This is a genomic window from Xanthomonas hortorum (assembly GCF_011305375.1).
GTDB lineage: Bacteria > Pseudomonadota > Gammaproteobacteria > Xanthomonadales > Xanthomonadaceae > Xanthomonas > Xanthomonas hortorum_E.
The window spans coordinates 24,542-42,930 of sequence record NZ_VCME01000011.1 but is presented as its reverse complement, the minus strand read 5'-3'; the positions used below and the strand labels follow the sequence as shown (position 1 = coordinate 42,930).

The following is an 18,389-nucleotide window of genomic DNA, read 5'->3' as shown; positions in this document are numbered from 1 at the left end:
TTCCGACTGCGTCCAACAAGATTCGGCTGACAAAACCACTGCGCACCACCAGCCGGGGGGCTCGCTACGGTTTATGAGCCGTTCCAACAATCGTGCTGTGCCTGTCAACACCCTCTAGACTGATGCTCTCCAAGTGGGAGCAGTCCAATGGCAGTGACGCCTTCTAAGACCGGTTTACCGCAGTCCTTCTGCCTCATGGATGCGACGCAGCGCCAAGGCAGGCGCACGCTGGATCAAGAGGTCCATCGTCATCGTGAGTTACGACCTGCAGCGACGGCGATGGGACGTCTGTTGCAGACTGTGCTCCTTCTGTGGCTGTGTTTGCCGTTGATCGCGGCGGCCGATGCATTGAGCGACAACGTGACACGGCAGATGCAGCTCAATCGGCAGCGCTACGGCATCGTAGGGCAGGCTGTGTACGTCTCCCACAACGGGAAGCTGCTGTTTTGCGGTGGCGATGGGCTTGCCGATCTCGATAGCCAACAGCCGGTCACGCGCGAGCAGATCTTTCCAGTGTTCTCGGTAAGCAAGCTGTTGGTCAGCACGCTGATCATGCAGCTGGTCGAAGCTGACCAGATCGATCTGGATCGACCTGCACGGGTCTACCTGCCAGAGTTGCCGCAGCGCTGGAACAAGATCACGGTGCGCCAGCTACTCAACCACACCTCCGGGTTGCCCGAGTACTTTACCCAGGAGCAGGTGAGCGGCTCGCCGGAGGCCAACGCATCGTTTCCTGCAACTGCGCACGCTGTCTTTGCAACGCTGGGGCAGTCAACCGTTGCTCTTTCCACCCGGCAGCGACACGCGCTACATCAACACCAATTATCTGGTGCTGTCGCAGCTGCTTCAGGCGCATTACCGCAAGCCGTATTCGCAGATCGTGTCCGAGCGGATCATCGAGCCGTTACAGCTGGCGCATACCTTCCTCGGACGCTCCCGATTGCCGGCTGATGAGGTGGTCAGTGCTTACGTTGGCAAAGACGGAAAGCTGCAGAAACAGCCACAGATCGCCTGGCCCGATTACGCCCTCGGGCATGCCGAGCTGTACACCGGCATCGACGATCTGGCTACTTTCATGGACGCGATGCGCACCGGGAATTAGTCGGCAAGGCAACGCTGCAACAGCTCTGGCAACCGCAGGTGTTGCCCAACGGACAGCGTGGCTGGTTTGCCAGCGGCTGGGAGCGTGGGGCAAGTGATGCCTACCAGTATGTTGGTCATGATGGCGGCGCGATGGTGAGAGTGCGGTTGCTGTTCGCCGGTTCTCTGGATGACGATAGCTACACCATCCTTTACCTGACCAATGGCAGCGCGCGTGGTGTGTGGTCCAGGGTGCTGGTCGACAGCATCATGGCCACCATCGCGCCGCAGATGTTTCCCGCCGAAGCTGTGTCGGAGAAACTTATCGCCTTCGCGCTGCAATCGCCTGCCGATCACGACACGCAACTGGTGGCCGATGCGCTGCGTGCCGACAAGAGCATCCCCCTGAATCAACTCGAGGCCGTGGTCAACACGACGGGCTACACCGTTCTGTCCAATCTCGGCGCAGAAGCGGCGATTCGTGTGTTTGCACTGAATGTGCTGCTGTTTCCAACGTCCAGCAATGCGCTGGACAGCCTTGCCGAGGCATATGAGGCAAATGGGGATCTCATCCGTTCGAGCGCCATCAGGCAGACCATCAAGAGCATATCTGCCACGCCTGACAATCAATGATGTGCCTGAGCCCATTGCGTAAGACATCATCAGTTCGTTATCGGTTGCACTTCGATTGCCTTGTCCGGCGGTGCGTCGCCGTTGTCGGATGGTGATCCTGAATTCCCGGTGTCATTGCGCGACTTGTCTTGCTGCAGCGGTGCAAGCATTTGCAGCGGCTTGCCTTGATAGCGGAACTCCAGCGCGTCCTGTCGCTGGCGTAGTTTTTCCACCTCGGTGCAGAGCGCGTTAGCTTTGGCCTCGATGGTGGATGCTTGGGCGTCGAGCCTTGCATCCAGTTGGCCTTCCATCTGCTGGGCGCGTTTGTCGATTCCGTCCGAGCGCCCAGTGACGATCTGCCAGAGCAGATGGCGCGCGATGCTGCCTTTGAACTCTTCGGCTTCATGTTCGACGTAGTTCGCGAAGTTGCCGTCGAACGCCTTCTGATCCCAACGCCCTTTGCCCAGGGTGCCGTCGACATACGCGCTTGCGCGTTTGCGCAGCCTCTCGATCTTGCGGGCATTGAGCGCGCTGCCTGTCATGACCTCGATGACACCGCCGAGTGCGTCGTAACTGAGGTCGATCACGTCGTGCGCAATGCCGGCGACCTGCGGCATCAGTGCGCGGGTCTGCTGTTCCATCTCCCACAAGCGTCGTGCATCGGCCGCACTGATCTGCTGCACCTTGTGGTCGATGCTCAGTTCGCCGCCGTGGAAGAAAATTTCGCGCGGCCAATCGCTGTCGCGGTAAAGCCAGATACCGCCGCTGTCGGCGAGCACATTGAACGGCGTGCTGAGACCGCATTGGTGCGAAGACACATGCGCGCGATGGCGAGGAGCATCGTGCTTGTCGGTCTGGTCTGCCCGTGCATGCGGGCTGAAAACGGCAGCTAGCAAGGCAAGCCAGAGGAGGGTGCGCATGGAGCGGGCTGCGGTCGTGAAGGCGTCAAGCATCGTCGCCAAAGCCGCAACAGGTGGTCGCGTGTCGAAAGTCACTGCCAGCGCAGTCCTGGCGCTGCCTATCGGCATGCTCAGCAATGCCGACAGACCATCGTCCACCATCGTATGGATCAAACGCAAAAAACCCCGCCTGAGCGAGGTTTTTTACGATCTACCGTGAGTCGTGGTGCCCAGGAGAGGACTCGAACCTCCACGAAGTTGCCCCCGCTAGCACCTGAAGCTAGTGCGTCTACCAATTCCGCCACCTGGGCGACTCAGGGGGCGAATTGTGCAAGTTGCGCACGAAGCTGTCAACGCATCTCGCACAAATTCTTCGTGGTGGCTCGCGCCTGCCGGCGACGTGAGAAGACGGCGTGGCGGACGCGCGCAATGCACGCCCGCCGCGACGCCGGTTTACGGCAGCTGCGCGGCCTGCAACGTGACCTCCGCACTCTGCACCGGTTCGCTTGCCGAACGCGCCAGCTGCACGCGGTAGGTGCCGGCCGCGATGTTCAAGTGACGTGCCTTGGCATCGAAGTCGGCCAGCGTCTTCGGCTCGGCGATCACCTGCACGCTGCGCTTTTCGCCCGGCTTGAGGGTGAGCTTCTGCCAGCCGATCAGGCGCAGCGGGGTGGCATGACCATCGGGCAGGGTGACGTAAAGCTGCGGCACGGCGGCGCCTTCGCGCGGGCCGATGTTTTCCACTTCGAAGCTCGCCGTGAGCTGGCTGCCGTTGGCCTCCACGCGCAGCCCGCCCATGCGGAACTGGGTGTACGACAGGCCGTGGCCGAACGGGTAACGCGGGGTCAGCTTGCGCGCGGCGAACCACTTGTAGCCGACGTTGGCGCCTTCGATGGCGTAGTCGATGGTGTCTTCGCCCGGCTTGGCCGGCTTGAAGCCCAGGCCCGGGATCGACGGGCGCGGCAGCTGCGATTCGTCCACCGGCCACGTCACCGGCAGATGGCCGGAAGGATTGACCTTGCCGGTCAGCAGGTTGGCGATCGCCTCGCCGCCGCCGATGCCTGGATACCACGCCTGCAACACCGCCGGCACGCGCTCGGCCCACGGCATGCGCACCGGGCCGTTGGTTTCCAGCACCACGGTGGTCTTGGGGTTGGCCTTGGCCACCGCTTCGATCAGTGCGTCCTGGTTGTCGGGCAACTGCATGTCCGGCAGGTCTACCGATTCGGCGGCCCATTGGGTGGCGAACACGATGGCCACATCGGCGGCCTTGGCGGCGCGTACAGCGGCAGCGCGGTCCTTGCCGTCGACATAATCGATCTGCACGTTCGGCAATGCGGCGCGCAGCGCCTGCAACGGCGAGGACGGGTGGATGATCACCGGGCCGGGCCAGGTGGTCGGGGTGAGGCCGGGCACCGCGTTGCCGCCGTTGATGGTGTAGTCCACCCGCGAGGAACCGCCGCCGGACATCACGCCCTTGTCGGCGTACCCACCGATCACAGCGATGCGGCGCACGTCCTTGGACAGCGGCAAGGTGGCCTGCTCGTTACGCAGCAGCACGCTGCCTTCCTCGGCAACATGCTGCGCGGCCAGCAGCCCGGCCTTGCCATCGATCGGCTGGCGCTGGGTTGGGTGATCGAACGCGCCATGCGCGAACAGGCTGCGCAGCACGCGCTTGACCATATCGTCGAAGCGCGCGCGTGGCACCACGCCGGCCGACACCGCCATCCGCAGCGGCGCATCGAAGAACACCGCCGCATCGAACACCTCGCCGGCCGATTGTTGGTCCAGACCGGCCAGCGCCGCCTTGGAGCCGCTGTGCACGCCGCCCCAGTCGGACATCACGTAACCGGGGTATTTCCATTCCTGCTTGAGCACCTGATTGAGCAGGTAATCGTGCTCGCAGCCGTAGATGCCGTTGATCTTGTTGTAGGAGCACATCACCGATGCGGGGTCGCCGATCTTCAACGCGATCTCGAATGCCAGCAGGTCCGATTCGTGCATCGCCTGCTCGCCGATCTCGGCGCTATGGAAGTTGCGCCGGGTTTCCATATCGTTGAGCGCGAAGTGCTTCATCGTCGACAGCACGTGCTCGCTCTGCACGCCGCGAATCGATTCGCCGACCATCGTGCCGGCCAGCAGCGGGTCTTCGCCGGCATATTCGAAATTGCGCCCGTTGCGCGGGTCGCGCTGCAGGTTGACGCTGCCGGCTAGCAGCACATTGAAGCCCTGCTGCCAGGATTCGCGGCCCATGGTCTTGCCGCCGGCATAGGCCAGCTGCGGATTCCAGCTCGATGCCGTGGACGGGCCGGATGGCATCGCAGTGGCGAAGTCGCCCTTGCGAATGCCGCCCGGATTGGTCACGCCCACGCCAGCGTCGGCCAGCTGCTGCGCCGGGATGCCCAGGCGCGGGATGCCGGGCACGTAGCCGGCCGAGCCCAGCGCGCCTTCGGGCTTGGGAATCTTGTCGGTGCCCAGGCCGAAGTAGCTGCGCAGCATCCGGAATTTTTCGTCTTCGCTCATCTGCGCCAGCAGGCGGTCGGCGCGCTGGTCCGCAGTCAACGCGGCGTCCATCCACGGCTGCGCTGCAGCGGCGGGTTGTGCGCTGAGCGGGGCGGCAAACGCGACGCTCATACCGAGTGCAATGGCGAGCGCGAGACGGCGCGGCGTGGTGCGTGTAAACGTTTTCATATCAGGGTGTGGCACGGGTGGTCCTTGTGGTGCGGTTGCAATCAGGGGAGGGCACCGCAGTGCCCAAGTTCGAATGGCGCGCGTGCGCGCCGAATCAGGGGGTTGCCGTAATCGGGCGCTGCATCAGAACTGCGTCTGTGCCGTGCGCAACACCGGATACAAGCGGTAGCGCTCGTCCCAGGAGGAATGCAGGCGGGCGAAGAATTCCAGCCTTGCCTTCGGGTCGGCGGCGAAGGCGGCATCGCTGGCCAGGCGTTGTTCGAATTGCGCCTTCACTGCCGGGTCGCGTTCGAGCATGTCGCGGGCGACATCCTCGGCGACGTAGTCTTCCATGTATTCCTTGCGCTCGAATGCGGTGTTGAACACACCCCACTGCAGCAGCGAGTCCGGCGCCTGCGGTTCCAGCATCGCCATCACCAGGCGCGACCTGGCCTGGGCGATCGGGACGAACAGCGAGCCGGCTGGCACGCTGCGGGTTTCATCGCGCCAGTGGCCGGCGATTTCCAGGTTTTGATGGCCTTCGTTGGAGCGTGCGGCAAATGTTGCCTTGTCGGCACGGAAGCTCTGCACCGGATACTCGCCAGCAGTGGCGATGGTGTCGAAGGCGATGCCGTGCAGGCGTAGTTTCTCCGCCACCAGAGCAGCTTGCGCGGCAGGTACCAGATAGCCGCCGCGCGGCGCGTCGACCACCACGTCGGGGGTGATCTGATCGCGTAACGGCACCTTCCAGATCTGTGGTTTGGTCTCGTCGTAGCGCGTCATCAACGCGCCGGAAATCGGCGAAGGCGTGCGCGTGTAGGCGTAGCCGCGGAAGGCAACAGTGCGTGCGGCCGGGCCGGCAGCGAAGCTCAATGGCTCCATTTCGTTAGCCAGTTTGGTGGCACGCTGATCGGCTGCCAGCGCATCGGCGCGCCACTTCGTACCGTTGCGCGCGGTCTGCTGCAGCACCGAGACGATCGCGTTGCGGGTGACGCGCACACGCACCGGGTAGGTCTTCCACGAATGCGTTTCCACCAGCATGCCGAAGCGGTTGCGCAGCAGGAAATAGCCATGCGAAAAACGCGGCGGCGAGACGTCGTCGGCAAAGCCGGAGGTCGGGTCGTCTTCGTGCACGAACGAGGGGTAATACGGCAGCGGCAGCGAGCCCTGTTTGGCCAGATCGGCAATCACCGCATCGCGCCAGCGCGTACCGTCGCGTTGCAGCATGGCATCGCCGGCATGCACCGGCTCCACCTGCACCGAGACATCGTGTTCGAACTTGGCGCCATCGGTGACATGCAGGTCCACGTACATCAACGGATCCCACTGCTGCACCAGCCGAAGCATCGCCTGCATTTCGGGTGCGTCGGCCTTGAGGTAGTCGCGATTGAGATTGAGGTTCTGCGCGGTGGTGCGCCAGCCCATCTGTTCGGGGCCGCGCTGATTGGGGCGGTTCCAGGCGCCGAAGCGCTCGTGACCGTCGACGTTGAACACCGGCACGAACACCCACACCAGCTTGTCGAGCACGCCTTTGCCGGCCTTGCCGTCCAGCAACTCGCGCAGCGCCAGAAAGCCCGCATCTTTGCCGTCGATCTCGCCGGCATGGATGCCGCCTTGCACCAGCACCACCGGCAACTTGCGCTGCGCGGCACTGGTCGCATCCAGCGCGCCGCTGGTGGAGACGATCAGCGCCTTCATCGGCCGGCCTTCTGGGGTGGTGCCGAAGTCGATGCAGCGCACCGCCTGCGGGTAGCGCTGGGCGAAGGCATCGCACAGCGCGATGACTTCATCGTAGCGTCCGGTTTGCGCAAAGCCGCTGCGCTCGGCCTGGGTGGTCAGCGGTTCGGTGGCCAGTGCGGCGGGGGCGGTGGTCAGCAGCAACAGGCTCAGGGCCAGGCGGGTGAAGCGGGGCATCCAGCGGTCCAGTGTTCCAGGAAAACGTTTGCAATGTAGCCGAGCCGGCGCAGCAGGCCAATCTGCACTGCGTCATGACTTGCGCGTGATCGGCTTGGCGGCGGAGTTTCGATACGTGTTTTTCAGCATGCGCCTGGCCGGACGACTTTCCGAACTGAGCCACGACCGTAGCAACGGCCGCAGCGGGGTCGACGCATGCAACGTCCTACACCGATGCCTTATCCAATGGTCGCGATGGCGGCCAGCCACTGCCCGCCGGTACGATAGCGCGTGTTTTCTGCTCGACCGGACTGCCTTTGACCACTACCACCTTGCCGGGCTCTACTGCCGCGGCGCAACTGCCGCGCCAGATTCCTTTCATCATCGGCAACGAGGCCTGCGAGCGTTTCAGCTTCTACGGGATGCGCAACATCCTGGTGCAGTTTCTGATTACCTCGCTGTTGTTGCAGGAAGTCGGCGGGCCCGGCCGCGAGGCCGAGGCCAAGCACATCCTGCACAGTTTCATGATCGGGGTGTTTTTCTTTCCGCTGCTCGGTGGCTGGTTGGCCGATCGCTTCTTCGGCAAATACAACACCATTGTGTGGTTCAGCCTGGTGTACTGCGCCGGCCATGCGTGCCTGGCGCTGTTCGAGGGCAGCCGCAACGGATTTTTCGTCGGGCTTGGCTTGATCGCATTGGGCGCGGGCGGCATCAAGCCGCTGGTGGCCTCGTTCATGGGCGACCAGTTCGACCAGTCCAACAAGCACCGGGCCAAGGTGGTATTCGACGCCTTTTACTGGATCATCAACTTCGGCTCGTTGTTCGCTTCGTTGTTGATTCCGCTGGCGCTGAAACATCTGGGCCCGGCGTGGGCGTTCGGCATTCCCGGCATCCTGATGTTCGTGGCCACGCTGGTGTTCTGGCTGGGTCGCAAGCGTTACGTGCGGGTGCCGCTGCCGCCGACCGACCCGCATGGCTTCGGCGCGGTGATGCGCACCGCCTTGCTGGCGCATGCGCCGGGGCAGGGCCGTCCCGGCCTGATGCTGGCAGTGGTGTCGGTACTGCTGGCGCTGGCCTGCTTCGCGCTGGTCGAACAGCTCGGCATCGTCATCTGCCTGTGTATGGCGCTGGTGTTGCTGCTGGCGGGCATCGGTGGCGGCACCTGGTGGCAGCTGGAGCGTGCACGCGGTATCCATCCCGATACGGCGGTCGAAGGCGTGCGTGCGCTGCTGCGGGTATTGGTGATCTTCGCGCTGGTGACGCCGTTCTTCTCGCTGTTCGATCAGAAGGCTTCGACCTGGGTGCTGCAGGGACGCGAGATGACCATGCCGGCCTGGTTCACCGCCTCGCAGATGCAGGCGCTCAATCCGCTGCTGGTAATGCTGCTGATCCCGTTCAACAACCTGGTGCTGTATCCGCTGCTGCGGCGTGGCGGCTGGGAGCCGACTGCTTTGCGGCGCATGACCTGCGGCATCGCCTTCAGCGGCCTGGCCTGGATCGCGGTCGGTGCCATCCAGATCGGCATGGACGGCGGCGAGCCGATGCATATCGCCTGGCAGATTCTGCCGTACGCGCTGCTGACTTTTGGCGAAGTGCTGGTGTCGGCCACCGGTATCGAATTCGCCTACAGCCAGGCGCCGCCATCGATGAAGGGCGTGGTGATGAGCTTCTGGTACCTGACCACCACGGTGGGCAATCTATGGGTGCTGTTGTCGAACGTGGCGGTGCGTAACGAGACGGTGACCGCGCATATCGCCGATACTGGGCTCAGCGAAGCGGCATTTTTGATGTTCTTCTTCGCGGCCTTCGCGTTTCTGGCGGCACTGGCCTTCGGCCTGTACGCACGCCGGTATCGCATGGTCGACAATTATCGTTCTGCCTGAGGTCCGCATGATTACCCTGATCCTGATCGCCATCACCGGCATCGTCTCGTGGATGGCGTTCAACAACCGCAAGCTGGCCGACCGGCTGGTGCTGTGGCCGCCGGCGCTGGACAAGCAAAAGCAATACGACCGCCTGGTGACCTATGGCTTCATCCATGCCGACCTGGGCCATCTGGTCTTCAACATGATCACGCTGTTCTTCTTCGGCCGGTACATCGAAGACGTGATGACGCGGCTGAGCGGCAGCGTGCTGACCTATCCGTTGTTCTATCTGAGCGCCTTGGTGGTCTCGATCCTGCCCAGCTATCTGAAGAATCAGAAGAACCCCAATTACCTCAGCCTGGGCGCTTCCGGCGCGGTGTCGGCGGTGTTGTTCGCCTTCATCCTGCTCAAGCCGTGGACGATCATCCTGGTGCTGTTCATTCCGGCGCCGGCGATCATCTATGCGGTGTTCTACGTGGGCTACAGCTTATGGATGGACCGCCGTGGCGGCGATCGCATCAACCACAGCGCGCATCTGGCCGGTGCGGCCTTCGGTGTGATGTTCATGCTGATCATGGAGCCGCGGGTGTGGCAGGTGTTTCTGGAGCAGCTGTCCAATCCGCGCTTCGGATAAGCGCGTCGGTCTAGCAAGGCTTGCCGAAGGAAAGCGTGGCCGTCAGGCGGCGCGGCGGTGATCGGAAATCGTGATGGCTGGGTTGCCTGAGGCAACCGGCCAGGGCCATCGATGCGATTGGCCCTGGCGGGTAACGCGACGCGTGGCTCAGGCCGCGTTGCGTTCCTGGTCGGCAACGGCCGTGCTGCCGTAGGCCTGCTGCAAGCGCTCGTACACCGTATCGTTGAGTTGCGCGAAGTCCGGGTTGTGGGTATCGCCGTTGATGGCGAACTGGAACAAGCCCTCCAGCAACGAGCTATCGCTGTCTGTGCTGTGTCCTGCCGAATCGTTGTTCATGCGGTGACTCCTCGTAGGTAAGGCGAAGACGTCGGCAGATGGCCGGCAACCCGTGCCAGCCGGCCATGCGCAGCGAATGCCTTCGGCTCAGCTATCGGCGCTACGCGAACGAACTTAAGTGCGCCTTCGACGCGCTGCGCTACGTGTCACAGCATCGATTCATTTTCACGCAGGCGCGGCGCCGCGCTGGTCACACTCATCGTCACATTCACTGCCAGACGCAGACCATGATGGAGGCCGCGACAGTGCAGGCAGAACACGATCCGACCCAGCAACGCTTCAGCGTAGACACCGATGGACAACGCGCCGAACTGGCCTACCGTCTTGAGGGCGAGCGCATGACCATCACGCATACGCATGTGCCGGAGGCGATCGGTGGGCGCGGCATCGCTGCCGTGCTGGTCGAGGCCGCTTTGCATTACGCGCGCCAGGCGGGGTGGAAGGTCGTACCCGAGTGCAGCTACGCCGAGGCGTATGTACGTCGGCATCAACAGTTTCAGGATCTGCTGGCCTGATCGCCGGCAGCGTGTCTTTGCAGCGTGACTTCGATGAGGGGCAGGTGGGATGGGGCGGTTGTTTGCAGTGAATGGAGTGCGGGGCGTGCTGATGCTGGCTCTGCTGGCGGGGTGTACACAGCGCGCACCTACAACGGCAGAAACGACGGAGCCGGCAGCGGACGCAACAGCGCAAGCGATGCCGGCTCCGGAGCCCGTTGTCGTCCAGAGCGGCCCATTGGAAGATGTGATCGAGCATGCGCCTGCCTATATGGTCGGCATCAGCTATCCACGTGGGCTGGATGCGTACCCGGAATTGGCCGCGCTGATCCGCAGCTATTCGCAGGACGCGCGCACCGAATTGATGGAAGCCGTCTCTGGTCTTGGTAACGACAAACCTGCCGCACCCTATGAGCTGTCGCTGGCGTTCGAGACCGTGCTGCAGACTGCCGATCTGATCGTGGTGTCTGCCGATGGCAGCCGCTACACCGGCGGCGCGCATGGCGAGCCGTTGGTGGCGCGCTTCGTCTGGTTGGTCAAGGAGCGCAAGCAACTGACGGCGCAGGCGCTGATTCCCGATCCGGCGGGCTGGGAAAAGATCGCACGCGAGGTCGCCGCGCAGTTGCATAACGCTGCCGCCCAGCGCGTGGAGGCCGATCGCGTACCGGTCGAGGAGCAGGCCGAACAGGTGGCCTCGGCCGATCGCATGATTGCCGAAGGCACCGCGGCGCAGGTCGACAACTTTGCGCAGTTCGTGCCGGTGCTGAACCCGGCAGGGCAGATCACTGCGCTACGGTTCGTGTTTCCGCCGTATCAGGTGGGGCCGTATTCGGACGGCACGCAGACCGCCGATGTCGCTGCCTCCACATTATTGGCCTGGGTCGCGCCGGAATATGCACATCTCTTCGCTCGCTGAGATGTCACCCCGCAGATGATGTGATTGAATGGCTTGGCCATTCAGTAATGTAATCAAACGGGTGATATGAGTAGTTTCGATCCAACCGCAAGTCGCGTGGACCACACCTGCGTGCGTTACCCGGCGTTCCCACGGGAGCCGGCTGTCCTGGTGAGGTTGATCAAGCATCTCTACAAGCGGCTGCATACGCAGGGCTGCATAACGCTCAAGCCGTATGGGATCAGTCCACCGGAATACGAAATTCTGATGATGCTCTACGGCACGCCGGAGCAGGCGATCACGCCTACTGAAGTGGCCGAAGCGGCCAGCGAGAAGCCGGCCAACATCACCCGGCTCACCGATCAGCTCTGCGAAAAGGGCTTGATCGCGCGTGGCAGCAGCCCCGACGATAGGCGCAAGATCGTGTTGACGTTGCAGCCGGCAGGCCTGGCCTTGATCAACAGTCTGCTTCCCGATGCCTGCACGCTGTTGAATGCAGAAACTGCCTGCATGAGCGAGGCCGAGCAGGTGCGTCTGGAAAAACTGCTGAGGAAACTGTTGGAAGGTGTGGATGCTGTCGAGCTCTGAGCAACAGGCGTCTGGCTTGCCGCAGGACGCGCCACCGCACGCATGAAAAAACGCCGCCCGGATCGCTCCGGGCGGCGTTTTTATTTTCTGCAGGTCCCTTTACGGCTTGGACTGCGGTGCTTCCGGCGTAGCACCATCGCCGCCTTGCGCGCTCAGGCCGCGCTTTTCGAGCAGGGGCTCGATCTGCGGCGCATGCCCGGCAAAGTTCTGGAACAGCTCCATCGCATCCACGCTGCCGCCACGCGAGAGCAGGGTCTGGCGGAAACGATCGCCATTGGCGCGGCTCAACCCGCCATGCTGCTTGAACCACTGCTGGGTGTTGGCGTCGAGCACTTCTGACCAGATGTAGGCGTAGTAGCCCGCCGCGTAACCGCCCATGATGTGGCTGAAATACGGGGTCTTGTAGCGCGGCGGCACCGGCGCGTAGGCAATGCCGTCCTGCTGCAGGGCCTTGGCTTCGAAGGCCATGACGCCGGCTGCGTCGGGCACCTGGTTGGCGCTGAGTTGGTGCCAGTTCTGATCCAGCATCGCCGCACCCAGATATTCGGTGGTGGCAAAGCCCTGGTTGAACTTGGAGGCAGCAATCACCTTGTCCAGCAATGCCTGCGGCATCGGCGTGCCGTTCTGGTAATGCTTGGCGTAGTTCTTCAGGATGGATGGCTCATCGGCCCACATTTCGTTGACCTGCGAGGGGAACTCGACGAAGTCGCGCGGCACGCTGGTGCCGGAGAAATACGGGTATTTGACGTCCGAGAACATGCCGTGCAGCGCATGGCCGAACTCATGGAACATGGTGGTCACTTCGTCCCAGGTCAGCAACGTGGGCTGGCCGGCCGGCGGCTTGGGAATATTGAGGTGATTGGCCACCACCGGCTTGAAACCGGTCAGATCCGATTGCGAGACATACGAGTTCATCCACGCGCCGCCGCGCTTGGATTCGCGTGCGTACATGTCGGCGATGAAGATCGCCAACTGCTTGCCGTCGGCATCGAACACGTCGTAGACGGTGATGTCGTCGCGATAGGTCGGCAGGTCGGTGCGCTGCTTGAAGGTCAGGCCGTATTCCTGATTGGCCGCATAGAACACGCCGTTTTCCAGCACGTTCTTCAGCTCGAAATACGGCTTGAGCTGCGACTCGTCGAAGTTGTACTTGGCCTGGCGCACTTTCTCGCTGTAGTAGGCCCAATCCCAGGCTTCGAGCTTGAAGCTCGGCTTGCGCGCGGCTTTTTGTTCCTTGTCGATCATCGCCTGCAGATCGGCCGCTTCGCGCTTGGCATTGGCCACTGCCGCCGGCGCCAGCTTGCCCAGCATCGCGTTGACCGCTTCCGGCGTCTTGGCGGTCTGGTTTTCCAGCGAATAGGCGGCGTAGGTGGGGAAGCCGAGCAGCTTGGCCTTGTCTGCGCGCAGCTTCATGATGCGTGCGACCAGCGCGGTGTTGTCGTACTGGCCGCCGTGGCTGCCACGCGACACCGACGCGTCGTAGATCTTCTTGCGCAGCTCGCGATTCTTCAGCTGGGTCAGCGGCGGCTGGCCGGTGGTGTTGAGCAGCGCGATTACATACTTGCCATCGAGCTTGCGCGCCTTGGCGGCTTCGGCGGCGGAGGCGATCTGCTCGTCTGACAGGCCATCGAGCTGCTTGACGTCATCGACGACGACTGCGGCGGCATTCACTTCGGCCAGCACGTTCTGGCTGAAGGTGGTGCCCAGGTTGGCCAGCTCGGCATTCATCGCCTTGAGCGTGGTCTTGTCGGCATCGGAGAGCTTGGCGCCATCGCGCACGAAATCGCTGTGGTACTTCTCGACCAGGCGCAGGCCTTGCGCGTCCAGGCCTAGTTTGCTGCGTTGGTCGTACAAGGTCTGGATGCGCGCAAACAGCTTGCTATTGAGCGAGATCGCGTCGCGGTGCGCGGCGAATTTCGCCGAATAATCGGCCTGCAGTTTCTTGCGCGCATCGTTGGTGTCGGCACCGACCAGGTTGAAGAACACCGTGGTGGCGCGATCGAGCGTGGAGCCGCTTTTTTCCAGCGCAATGATGGTGTTGTCGAAGCTCGGCTTGGCTTTCTGGTTGGCGATCTTTTCCACTTCCTTCAACTGCTCGGTCATGCCGGCGTCGAAGGCGGGAGCAAAATCGCTGTCGGTGATCTTGTCGAAATGCGGGTAATGCAGCGGCAGCGTGCTGTCGGCAAAGAACGGGTTGGCTTGGGTGGCGGCCTGCGTGGCGGCAGGTGCGGCGATGCTGTAGGACGGCATGGCAAGTCCCAGGGAAGCGGCCAGGGCAAAGGCGAGACGGGTGGTCAAGAGAGTGGCTCCAAAGTGCGAACCGCCGAGGCTAACCCAGTCGGGCCGGACAGGCGTGTGACAAAAGGCATGGCTGCAAGGTCATCGTGTAGCCAATCCGCGAACGTGGCCGGTGGACCAGGCCGAGCTCGACCAGCTGGTCGGCGGCAGTGCACGCGGGCTCTGCCGTTAGCTGGCGCCGCTGGACCGCGACTCACAAGACGCTGCGTTACCGTGAAATGCCGTAGTCAAACGCTGCGGCGAAGTGCGCCATCTGGGCTGGTCCAATGATGGCTCGCTTGGTTCTCGTTCGCTTTGTGAGGCCGCCTGGCGTTTCACCTGCGGCGCCAATAATGATTCGGAGACATTGGATGAAATGTGGGGATGGCCCCAACAGAGCGTCGATCTGTTGCGCCTTTCTGCTGGTGCGCGCGTGCTGAGCACGCGCAGTGCGGATGCAGTGCCGCAATGCCGACAGCTGGGCTACGCTGCCGTTTCCCTGAGCATCCGAGCACGCCATGAGCGACATCTCCACGTTTGAATTCACCGACCTGGAAGGTCGCACGCAGTCGATGCGCGACTACGCCGGCAAGGTGCTGCTGGTGGTGAATGTCGCCTCGAAATGCGGCTTTACGCCGCAATACGCAGGCCTGCAGGCGCTGTGGCAGCGCTATCGCGAACGTGGCTTGGTGGTGATCGGATTCCCGTGCGATCAGTTCGGTCATCAGGAGCCGGGCGACGCGGCGCAGATCCGCCAGTTCTGCTCGCTCGATTATTCGGTGGATTTTCCGCTGGCCGAGAAGATCGAGGTCAACGGCAGTGGCGCGCATCCGCTGTGGCAGCACCTCAAGCACGAACAGCGCGGCGTCCTGGGCTCGGAAGCGATCAAGTGGAATTTCACCAAGTTCCTGATTGGGCGCGATGGCCGCGTGCTGGAGCGTTATGCGCCGACCACCAAGCCGGAAGCGTTGGCTGCAGATATCGAGCGCGCGCTGGGCGCGTGATCTTGCAGGGCGTGTTGCTAAAACGTAGGAGCGCCCTTGGGCGCGATGAGGCGTTACCGGGAATGCTTCATCGCGCCCAGGGGCGCTCCTACGACGCACGCGCGCTGGCGATGCGGTCTACGTAACACGCCGCACCATCGCTGGCGTTTCACGCGCGCCGCATCACTTCTCTACAAACGCGCGCTCGAAGACGTAATGCCCCGGCGTGCCGATGCGTGGCGAGGTTTCGAAGCCGCGCGCATCCAGCACGTTGCGCAGGTCGGCCAGCATCTGCGGGCTGCCGCAGATCATGAAGCGGTCGTTGGCCGGATCCAGCGGCGGCAAGCCCAGCGTCTGCTGCATGCGGCCGTCTTCCATCAGCTCGGTCAGGCGGCCCCGGTTGGCGAAGGCTTCGCGCGTCACCGCCGGGTAATACAGCAACTTGTCGCGCAGGAGGTCGCCGAGAAATTCGTGCTGCGGCAGCTCGCGCTCGAAGTAGTCGCGGTAGGCCAGATCCTGCACGAAGCGCACGCCCTGGGTCAGGATCACCTTGTCAAAGCGTTCGTAGGTTTCCGGATCCTTGATCACCGACAGCCACGGCGCCAGACCGGTGCCGGTGCCCAGCAGATAGAGATTGCGTCCCGGGTGCAGGTCGCTGATCAGCAGCGTGCCGGTGGGCTTCTTGCCGACCAGTACCTGGTCTCCCGGTTTGATGTGCTGCAGCCGCGAGGTGAGCGGGCCGTCCGGCACCTTGATACTGAAGAACTCCAGATGTTCTTCCCAGTTGGCGCTGGCGATCGAGTACGCACGCAGCAACGGGCGCGTCTCGGTTTCCAGGCCGATCATCACGAACTGGCCGTTCTCGAAACGGAACCCGGCATCGCGGGTCGTGGTGAAGCTGAAGTAGGCGTCGGTCCAGTGACGGACCTCGAGCACCGTTTGGGCGCCGAAAGCGGAAGACATGCCGGTGAGTGTCGTGGGAAGAGTACCTGCCAATTCTACCTCAAGCCGGCCAAATGAGATGAACTCTCATTTAGCTAGCCGGGAGTCGGGAGTCGGGATTGGTGATTCGCAAGAGCGGATCCTTGGGTCCTGGACGTTCTCGGGCCCGCGATGGACCTGCAGCTCAGGCCAATCCCCAATCTCCAATCCCGCATCCCCGCCTCACCGATACCCCGCCGCCTGCAGCTCGAACAACTCCGCATACCGCCCACCCTGCGCCATCAACTCCGCATGCGTGCCGTTGGCCTCGATGCGGCCAGCGGCCAGCACCAGGATGCGGTCGGCCATGCGCACGCTGGAGAAGCGGTGCGAGATCAGCACCGCGGTGCGGTTGTCCGACAATTCCTTGAAACGCTGGAATACCTCGAACTCGCTGCGTGCATCCAGTGCGGCGGTGGGTTCGTCCAGGATCATCAGCTGCGCATCGCGCATGTAGGCGCGTGCGATGGCGATCTTCTGCCATTGCCCGCCGGACAGATCCACGCTGTTCTTGAAGCGTCGGCCGATCAATTGATCGTAGCCATCGGGCAGGCTGTCGATGAGCTCGCCGGCCATCGCGCGCTGGGCGGCGGCCTGGATGCGCGGTGCATCGTCCATCGCATCGACCTGGCCCACGCCAATGTTCTCGCCAACGCTCAAGTGATAGCGCACGAAGTCCTGAAAGATCACGCCCAGGTTGGCGCGCAGATCGTCCAGATCGTAATCGCGCAGGTCCTGCCCATCGAGCAGGATGCGGCCTTCGTCCGGGTCGTACAGCCTTGCCAGCAGCTTGACCAGGGTGGTCTTGCCGGCGCCGTTTTCGCCGACCAGGGCCAGCACTTCGCCCGCCCGCAGCTCGAAATCCAGGTGCCGCACCGTCCACTGTTCGGCGTCCGGATAGCGAAAACCCACATCCTCGAACACGAAGCCCTGGCGGATCGGTCGCGGCACCGGCAGTGCATTCGGGCGCGAGCGGATTTCCGGCACGATGTTGAAGAACGAATACAGATCGTCCAGATACAAGGCCTGGCCGGCGACCTGCGAAAACCCGATCAGCAGGCCTTCCAGCAACTGGCGCAGGCGCAGGAAACTGCCGGCCAGAAAGGTCAGATCGCCGATGCTGAAATCGCCGCGCACGGTGCGCCAGGCGATATAGCCATAGGCCATGTAGTAACCCAATGTGCCCAGCGCAGCCAGTAGCGCGCCCCACAACGCACGCTTGCGCGCCAATGCGCGATTGGCCTGGAAGAACTTGTCGGCCAGCCGGCGATAGCGTGCGATCAAAAAGCGGTGCAGGTTGAGGATCTTGACTTCCTTTGCGGTCTCGACGCTGGCGCCGACCTGGCGCAGGTAATCGAGCTGGCGCCGCTCCGGCGTCCACTGGAAGTTGAGCGAATAGCCCAATGCGTTGAAATGCGCCTCGCCGATGAAGGCCGGGATCAGCGCGATGGCCAGCAGCAGGATCAACCATGGCGCATACACCACCAGGCCCACCGCCAGGCTGACCACGGTAATGGCGTCCTGCACCTGGCCGAACAACTGGCTCATCAGGTTCATGCGGTTCATGGTCTGGCGCCGCGCCCGATCCAGCTTGTCCTGCCGGTCGGGGTCTTCGAAATCCTCCAGATCCAGCTGTGCGGCGTGTTCCATCAGGCGCACGCTGGCGGCGTTGTTGAACAACTCCGACAGCAGCGCATCGGCGTAGCCGACCAGCCGGCCGAGCAGATCCGAACCGATTGCCAGCGCCAGTTCCAGCGCCAGCAATTCCAGCAGCCGGTTCAGGCGGCCGCTGCTCAGCGCCTGGGTCAGCGAATCGAAGGCCGGCGGTTGGCCGACCAGATGGATCGCCTCGTCGATGATCAGTTTGCCGATGTAGAGCGTGGCCACCGGCATCAACGCGCGCAGCACGCGCAGGCCGATGCTGCTGGCGCTCAGCCAGCGGCTGGTCTGCCAGATCTGGCGCAGGAACGGTGGCAGGTTACGCAACGCATTCAAGCGCTCGCGCAGGGTGGGGCCGGTACGGGGTGCGGCGGGCGCGGTGGCGCCGGAACGGGATGCTGACATCGCGCTAGTGTGCAGCGCTTTGCGTAGGCGTGAAGTGTTGGATGGGCGCCAGCGAGCATGCCGGCATCGGCGCGCGATCAGTGCTCTACCGCTGACTGCGAACTCGCAAATCGGTGCG

Annotated in this window: 15 protein-coding genes, 1 tRNA gene and 1 pseudogene; 9 read left to right on the top strand and 8 right to left on the bottom strand. The window is 63.1% G+C overall.

Translation table 11 applies throughout. The features are described 5' to 3' along the window. Positions 1 to 147: 147 nt before the first annotated feature. The 3 genes and pseudogenes from FFY45_RS22310 to FFY45_RS11620 all read left to right on the top strand — a co-directional run. A pseudogene (locus FFY45_RS22310) lies at positions 148 to 663 on the top strand (serine hydrolase domain-containing protein); the annotation flags it as partial. A gap of 91 nt (positions 664 to 754) precedes the next feature. After that, positions 755 to 1,102, top strand: a complete 348-nt coding sequence (locus tag FFY45_RS22150) for a serine hydrolase domain-containing protein (RefSeq protein ID WP_306432064.1) — start codon at positions 755 to 757, stop codon at positions 1,100 to 1,102. 38 nt (positions 1,103 to 1,140) lie between these two features. Next, positions 1,141 to 1,713: a hypothetical protein gene (locus FFY45_RS11620; RefSeq protein ID WP_176340549.1), complete on the top strand. Its 573-nt coding sequence runs from the start codon at positions 1,141 to 1,143 to the stop codon at positions 1,711 to 1,713. A gap of 29 nt (positions 1,714 to 1,742) precedes the next feature. On the opposite strand, the gene FFY45_RS11615 is transcribed toward FFY45_RS11620, so the two are convergent. The 4 genes from FFY45_RS11615 to FFY45_RS11600 form a co-directional block, all read right to left on the bottom strand. Then, the gene (locus FFY45_RS11615; protein ID WP_255171938.1) at positions 1,743 to 2,771 is read right to left on the bottom strand and encodes a DUF2884 family protein; all 1,029 of its coding nucleotides are present in this window, start codon (positions 2,769 to 2,771) and stop codon (positions 1,743 to 1,745) included. Positions 2,772 to 2,815: 44 nt separating this feature from the next. After that, positions 2,816 to 2,902, bottom strand: a tRNA-Leu gene (locus FFY45_RS11610). A 142-nt stretch (positions 2,903 to 3,044) separates the two neighbouring features. Continuing rightward, the gene (locus tag FFY45_RS11605; RefSeq protein WP_439333528.1) at positions 3,045 to 5,225 is read right to left on the bottom strand and encodes a beta-glucosidase family protein; all 2,181 of its coding nucleotides are present in this window, start codon (positions 5,223 to 5,225) and stop codon (positions 3,045 to 3,047) included. A 180-nt stretch (positions 5,226 to 5,405) separates the two neighbouring features. Next, a complete protein-coding gene (locus tag FFY45_RS11600; protein ID WP_176340547.1) occupies positions 5,406 to 7,175 on the bottom strand; it encodes a M14 family metallopeptidase in 1,770 nt (589 codons plus the stop codon). A 296-nt stretch (positions 7,176 to 7,471) separates the two neighbouring features. Between FFY45_RS11600 and FFY45_RS11595 the strand changes: the two genes are divergently transcribed. After that, on the top strand, positions 7,472 to 9,037 hold the full coding sequence (locus FFY45_RS11595) for a POT-type proton-dependent oligopeptide transporter (protein WP_176340546.1): 1,566 nt from the start codon (positions 7,472 to 7,474) through the stop codon (positions 9,035 to 9,037). Between the two features lie 7 nt (positions 9,038 to 9,044). Next, positions 9,045 to 9,653, top strand: coding sequence for a rhomboid family intramembrane serine protease (locus tag FFY45_RS11590; protein WP_006450868.1), 609 nt, complete (start codon positions 9,045 to 9,047; stop codon positions 9,651 to 9,653). Between the two features lie 147 nt (positions 9,654 to 9,800). Here the strand turns inward: FFY45_RS11590 and FFY45_RS11585 are convergent, their stop codons facing one another. Beyond that, a complete protein-coding gene (locus tag FFY45_RS11585; protein ID WP_006450869.1) occupies positions 9,801 to 9,989 on the bottom strand; it encodes a hypothetical protein in 189 nt (62 codons plus the stop codon). Positions 9,990 to 10,216: 227 nt separating this feature from the next. Here FFY45_RS11585 and FFY45_RS11580 point away from each other — a divergent pair, with 227 nt between their 5' ends. The 3 genes from FFY45_RS11580 to FFY45_RS11570 all read left to right on the top strand — a co-directional run bounded on the left by FFY45_RS11580 (position 10,217) and on the right by FFY45_RS11570 (position 11,966). Beyond that, positions 10,217 to 10,504 carry a GNAT family N-acetyltransferase gene (locus FFY45_RS11580; protein WP_115038067.1) on the top strand — a complete coding sequence of 96 codons (288 nt, stop codon included), beginning with the start codon at positions 10,217 to 10,219 and terminating at the stop codon, positions 10,502 to 10,504. A 49-nt stretch (positions 10,505 to 10,553) separates the two neighbouring features. Continuing rightward, entirely contained in the window at positions 10,554 to 11,399 is an 846-nt protein-coding gene (locus tag FFY45_RS11575) for a DUF3298 and DUF4163 domain-containing protein (RefSeq protein ID WP_176340545.1), read from the top strand. Positions 11,400 to 11,465: 66 nt separating this feature from the next. Beyond that, entirely contained in the window at positions 11,466 to 11,966 is a 501-nt protein-coding gene (locus FFY45_RS11570) for a MarR family winged helix-turn-helix transcriptional regulator (protein WP_115038071.1), read from the top strand. A gap of 99 nt (positions 11,967 to 12,065) precedes the next feature. On the opposite strand, the gene FFY45_RS11565 is transcribed toward FFY45_RS11570, so the two are convergent. Further along, a complete protein-coding gene (locus tag FFY45_RS11565) occupies positions 12,066 to 14,264 on the bottom strand; it encodes a M3 family metallopeptidase (RefSeq protein WP_176340544.1) in 2,199 nt (732 codons plus the stop codon). 497 nt (positions 14,265 to 14,761) lie between these two features. Here FFY45_RS11565 and FFY45_RS11560 point away from each other — a divergent pair, with 497 nt between their 5' ends. Next, complete coding sequence (locus FFY45_RS11560; protein WP_176340543.1) at positions 14,762 to 15,247, top strand: glutathione peroxidase; 486 nt, start codon at positions 14,762 to 14,764, stop codon at positions 15,245 to 15,247. Positions 15,248 to 15,409: 162 nt separating this feature from the next. Here FFY45_RS11560 and FFY45_RS11555 read toward each other — a convergent pair whose 3' ends face one another. Both FFY45_RS11555 and FFY45_RS11550 read right to left on the bottom strand, forming a co-directional pair. Beyond that, positions 15,410 to 16,189 carry a ferredoxin--NADP reductase gene (locus tag FFY45_RS11555; RefSeq protein ID WP_176340542.1) on the bottom strand — a complete coding sequence of 260 codons (780 nt, stop codon included), beginning with the start codon at positions 16,187 to 16,189 and terminating at the stop codon, positions 15,410 to 15,412. A 201-nt stretch (positions 16,190 to 16,390) separates the two neighbouring features. After that, entirely contained in the window at positions 16,391 to 18,271 is a 1,881-nt protein-coding gene (locus FFY45_RS11550; RefSeq protein WP_176340541.1) for an ABC transporter ATP-binding protein, read from the bottom strand. Positions 18,272 to 18,389 lie beyond the last annotated feature (118 nt).

Coding starts and splice junctions, on each gene's coding strand:
- FFY45_RS11605 (WP_439333528.1), bottom strand. CDS start 5,225: ATGAGCGTCGCGTTTGCCGCCCCGCTCAGCGCACAACCCGCCGCTGCA.
- FFY45_RS11600 (WP_176340547.1), bottom strand. CDS start 7,175: ATGCCCCGCTTCACCCGCCTGGCCCTGAGCCTGTTGCTGCTGACCACC.
- FFY45_RS11590 (WP_006450868.1), top strand. CDS start 9,045: ATGATTACCCTGATCCTGATCGCCATCACCGGCATCGTCTCGTGGATG.
- FFY45_RS11585 (WP_006450869.1), bottom strand. CDS start 9,989: ATGAACAACGATTCGGCAGGACACAGCACAGACAGCGATAGCTCGTTG.
- FFY45_RS11580 (WP_115038067.1), top strand. CDS start 10,217: ATGATGGAGGCCGCGACAGTGCAGGCAGAACACGATCCGACCCAGCAA.
- FFY45_RS11575 (WP_176340545.1), top strand. CDS start 10,554: ATGGGGCGGTTGTTTGCAGTGAATGGAGTGCGGGGCGTGCTGATGCTG.
- FFY45_RS11570 (WP_115038071.1), top strand. CDS start 11,466: ATGAGTAGTTTCGATCCAACCGCAAGTCGCGTGGACCACACCTGCGTG.
- FFY45_RS11560 (WP_176340543.1), top strand. CDS start 14,762: ATGAGCGACATCTCCACGTTTGAATTCACCGACCTGGAAGGTCGCACG.
- FFY45_RS11555 (WP_176340542.1), bottom strand. CDS start 16,189: ATGTCTTCCGCTTTCGGCGCCCAAACGGTGCTCGAGGTCCGTCACTGG.
- FFY45_RS11550 (WP_176340541.1), bottom strand. CDS start 18,271: ATGTCAGCATCCCGTTCCGGCGCCACCGCGCCCGCCGCACCCCGTACC.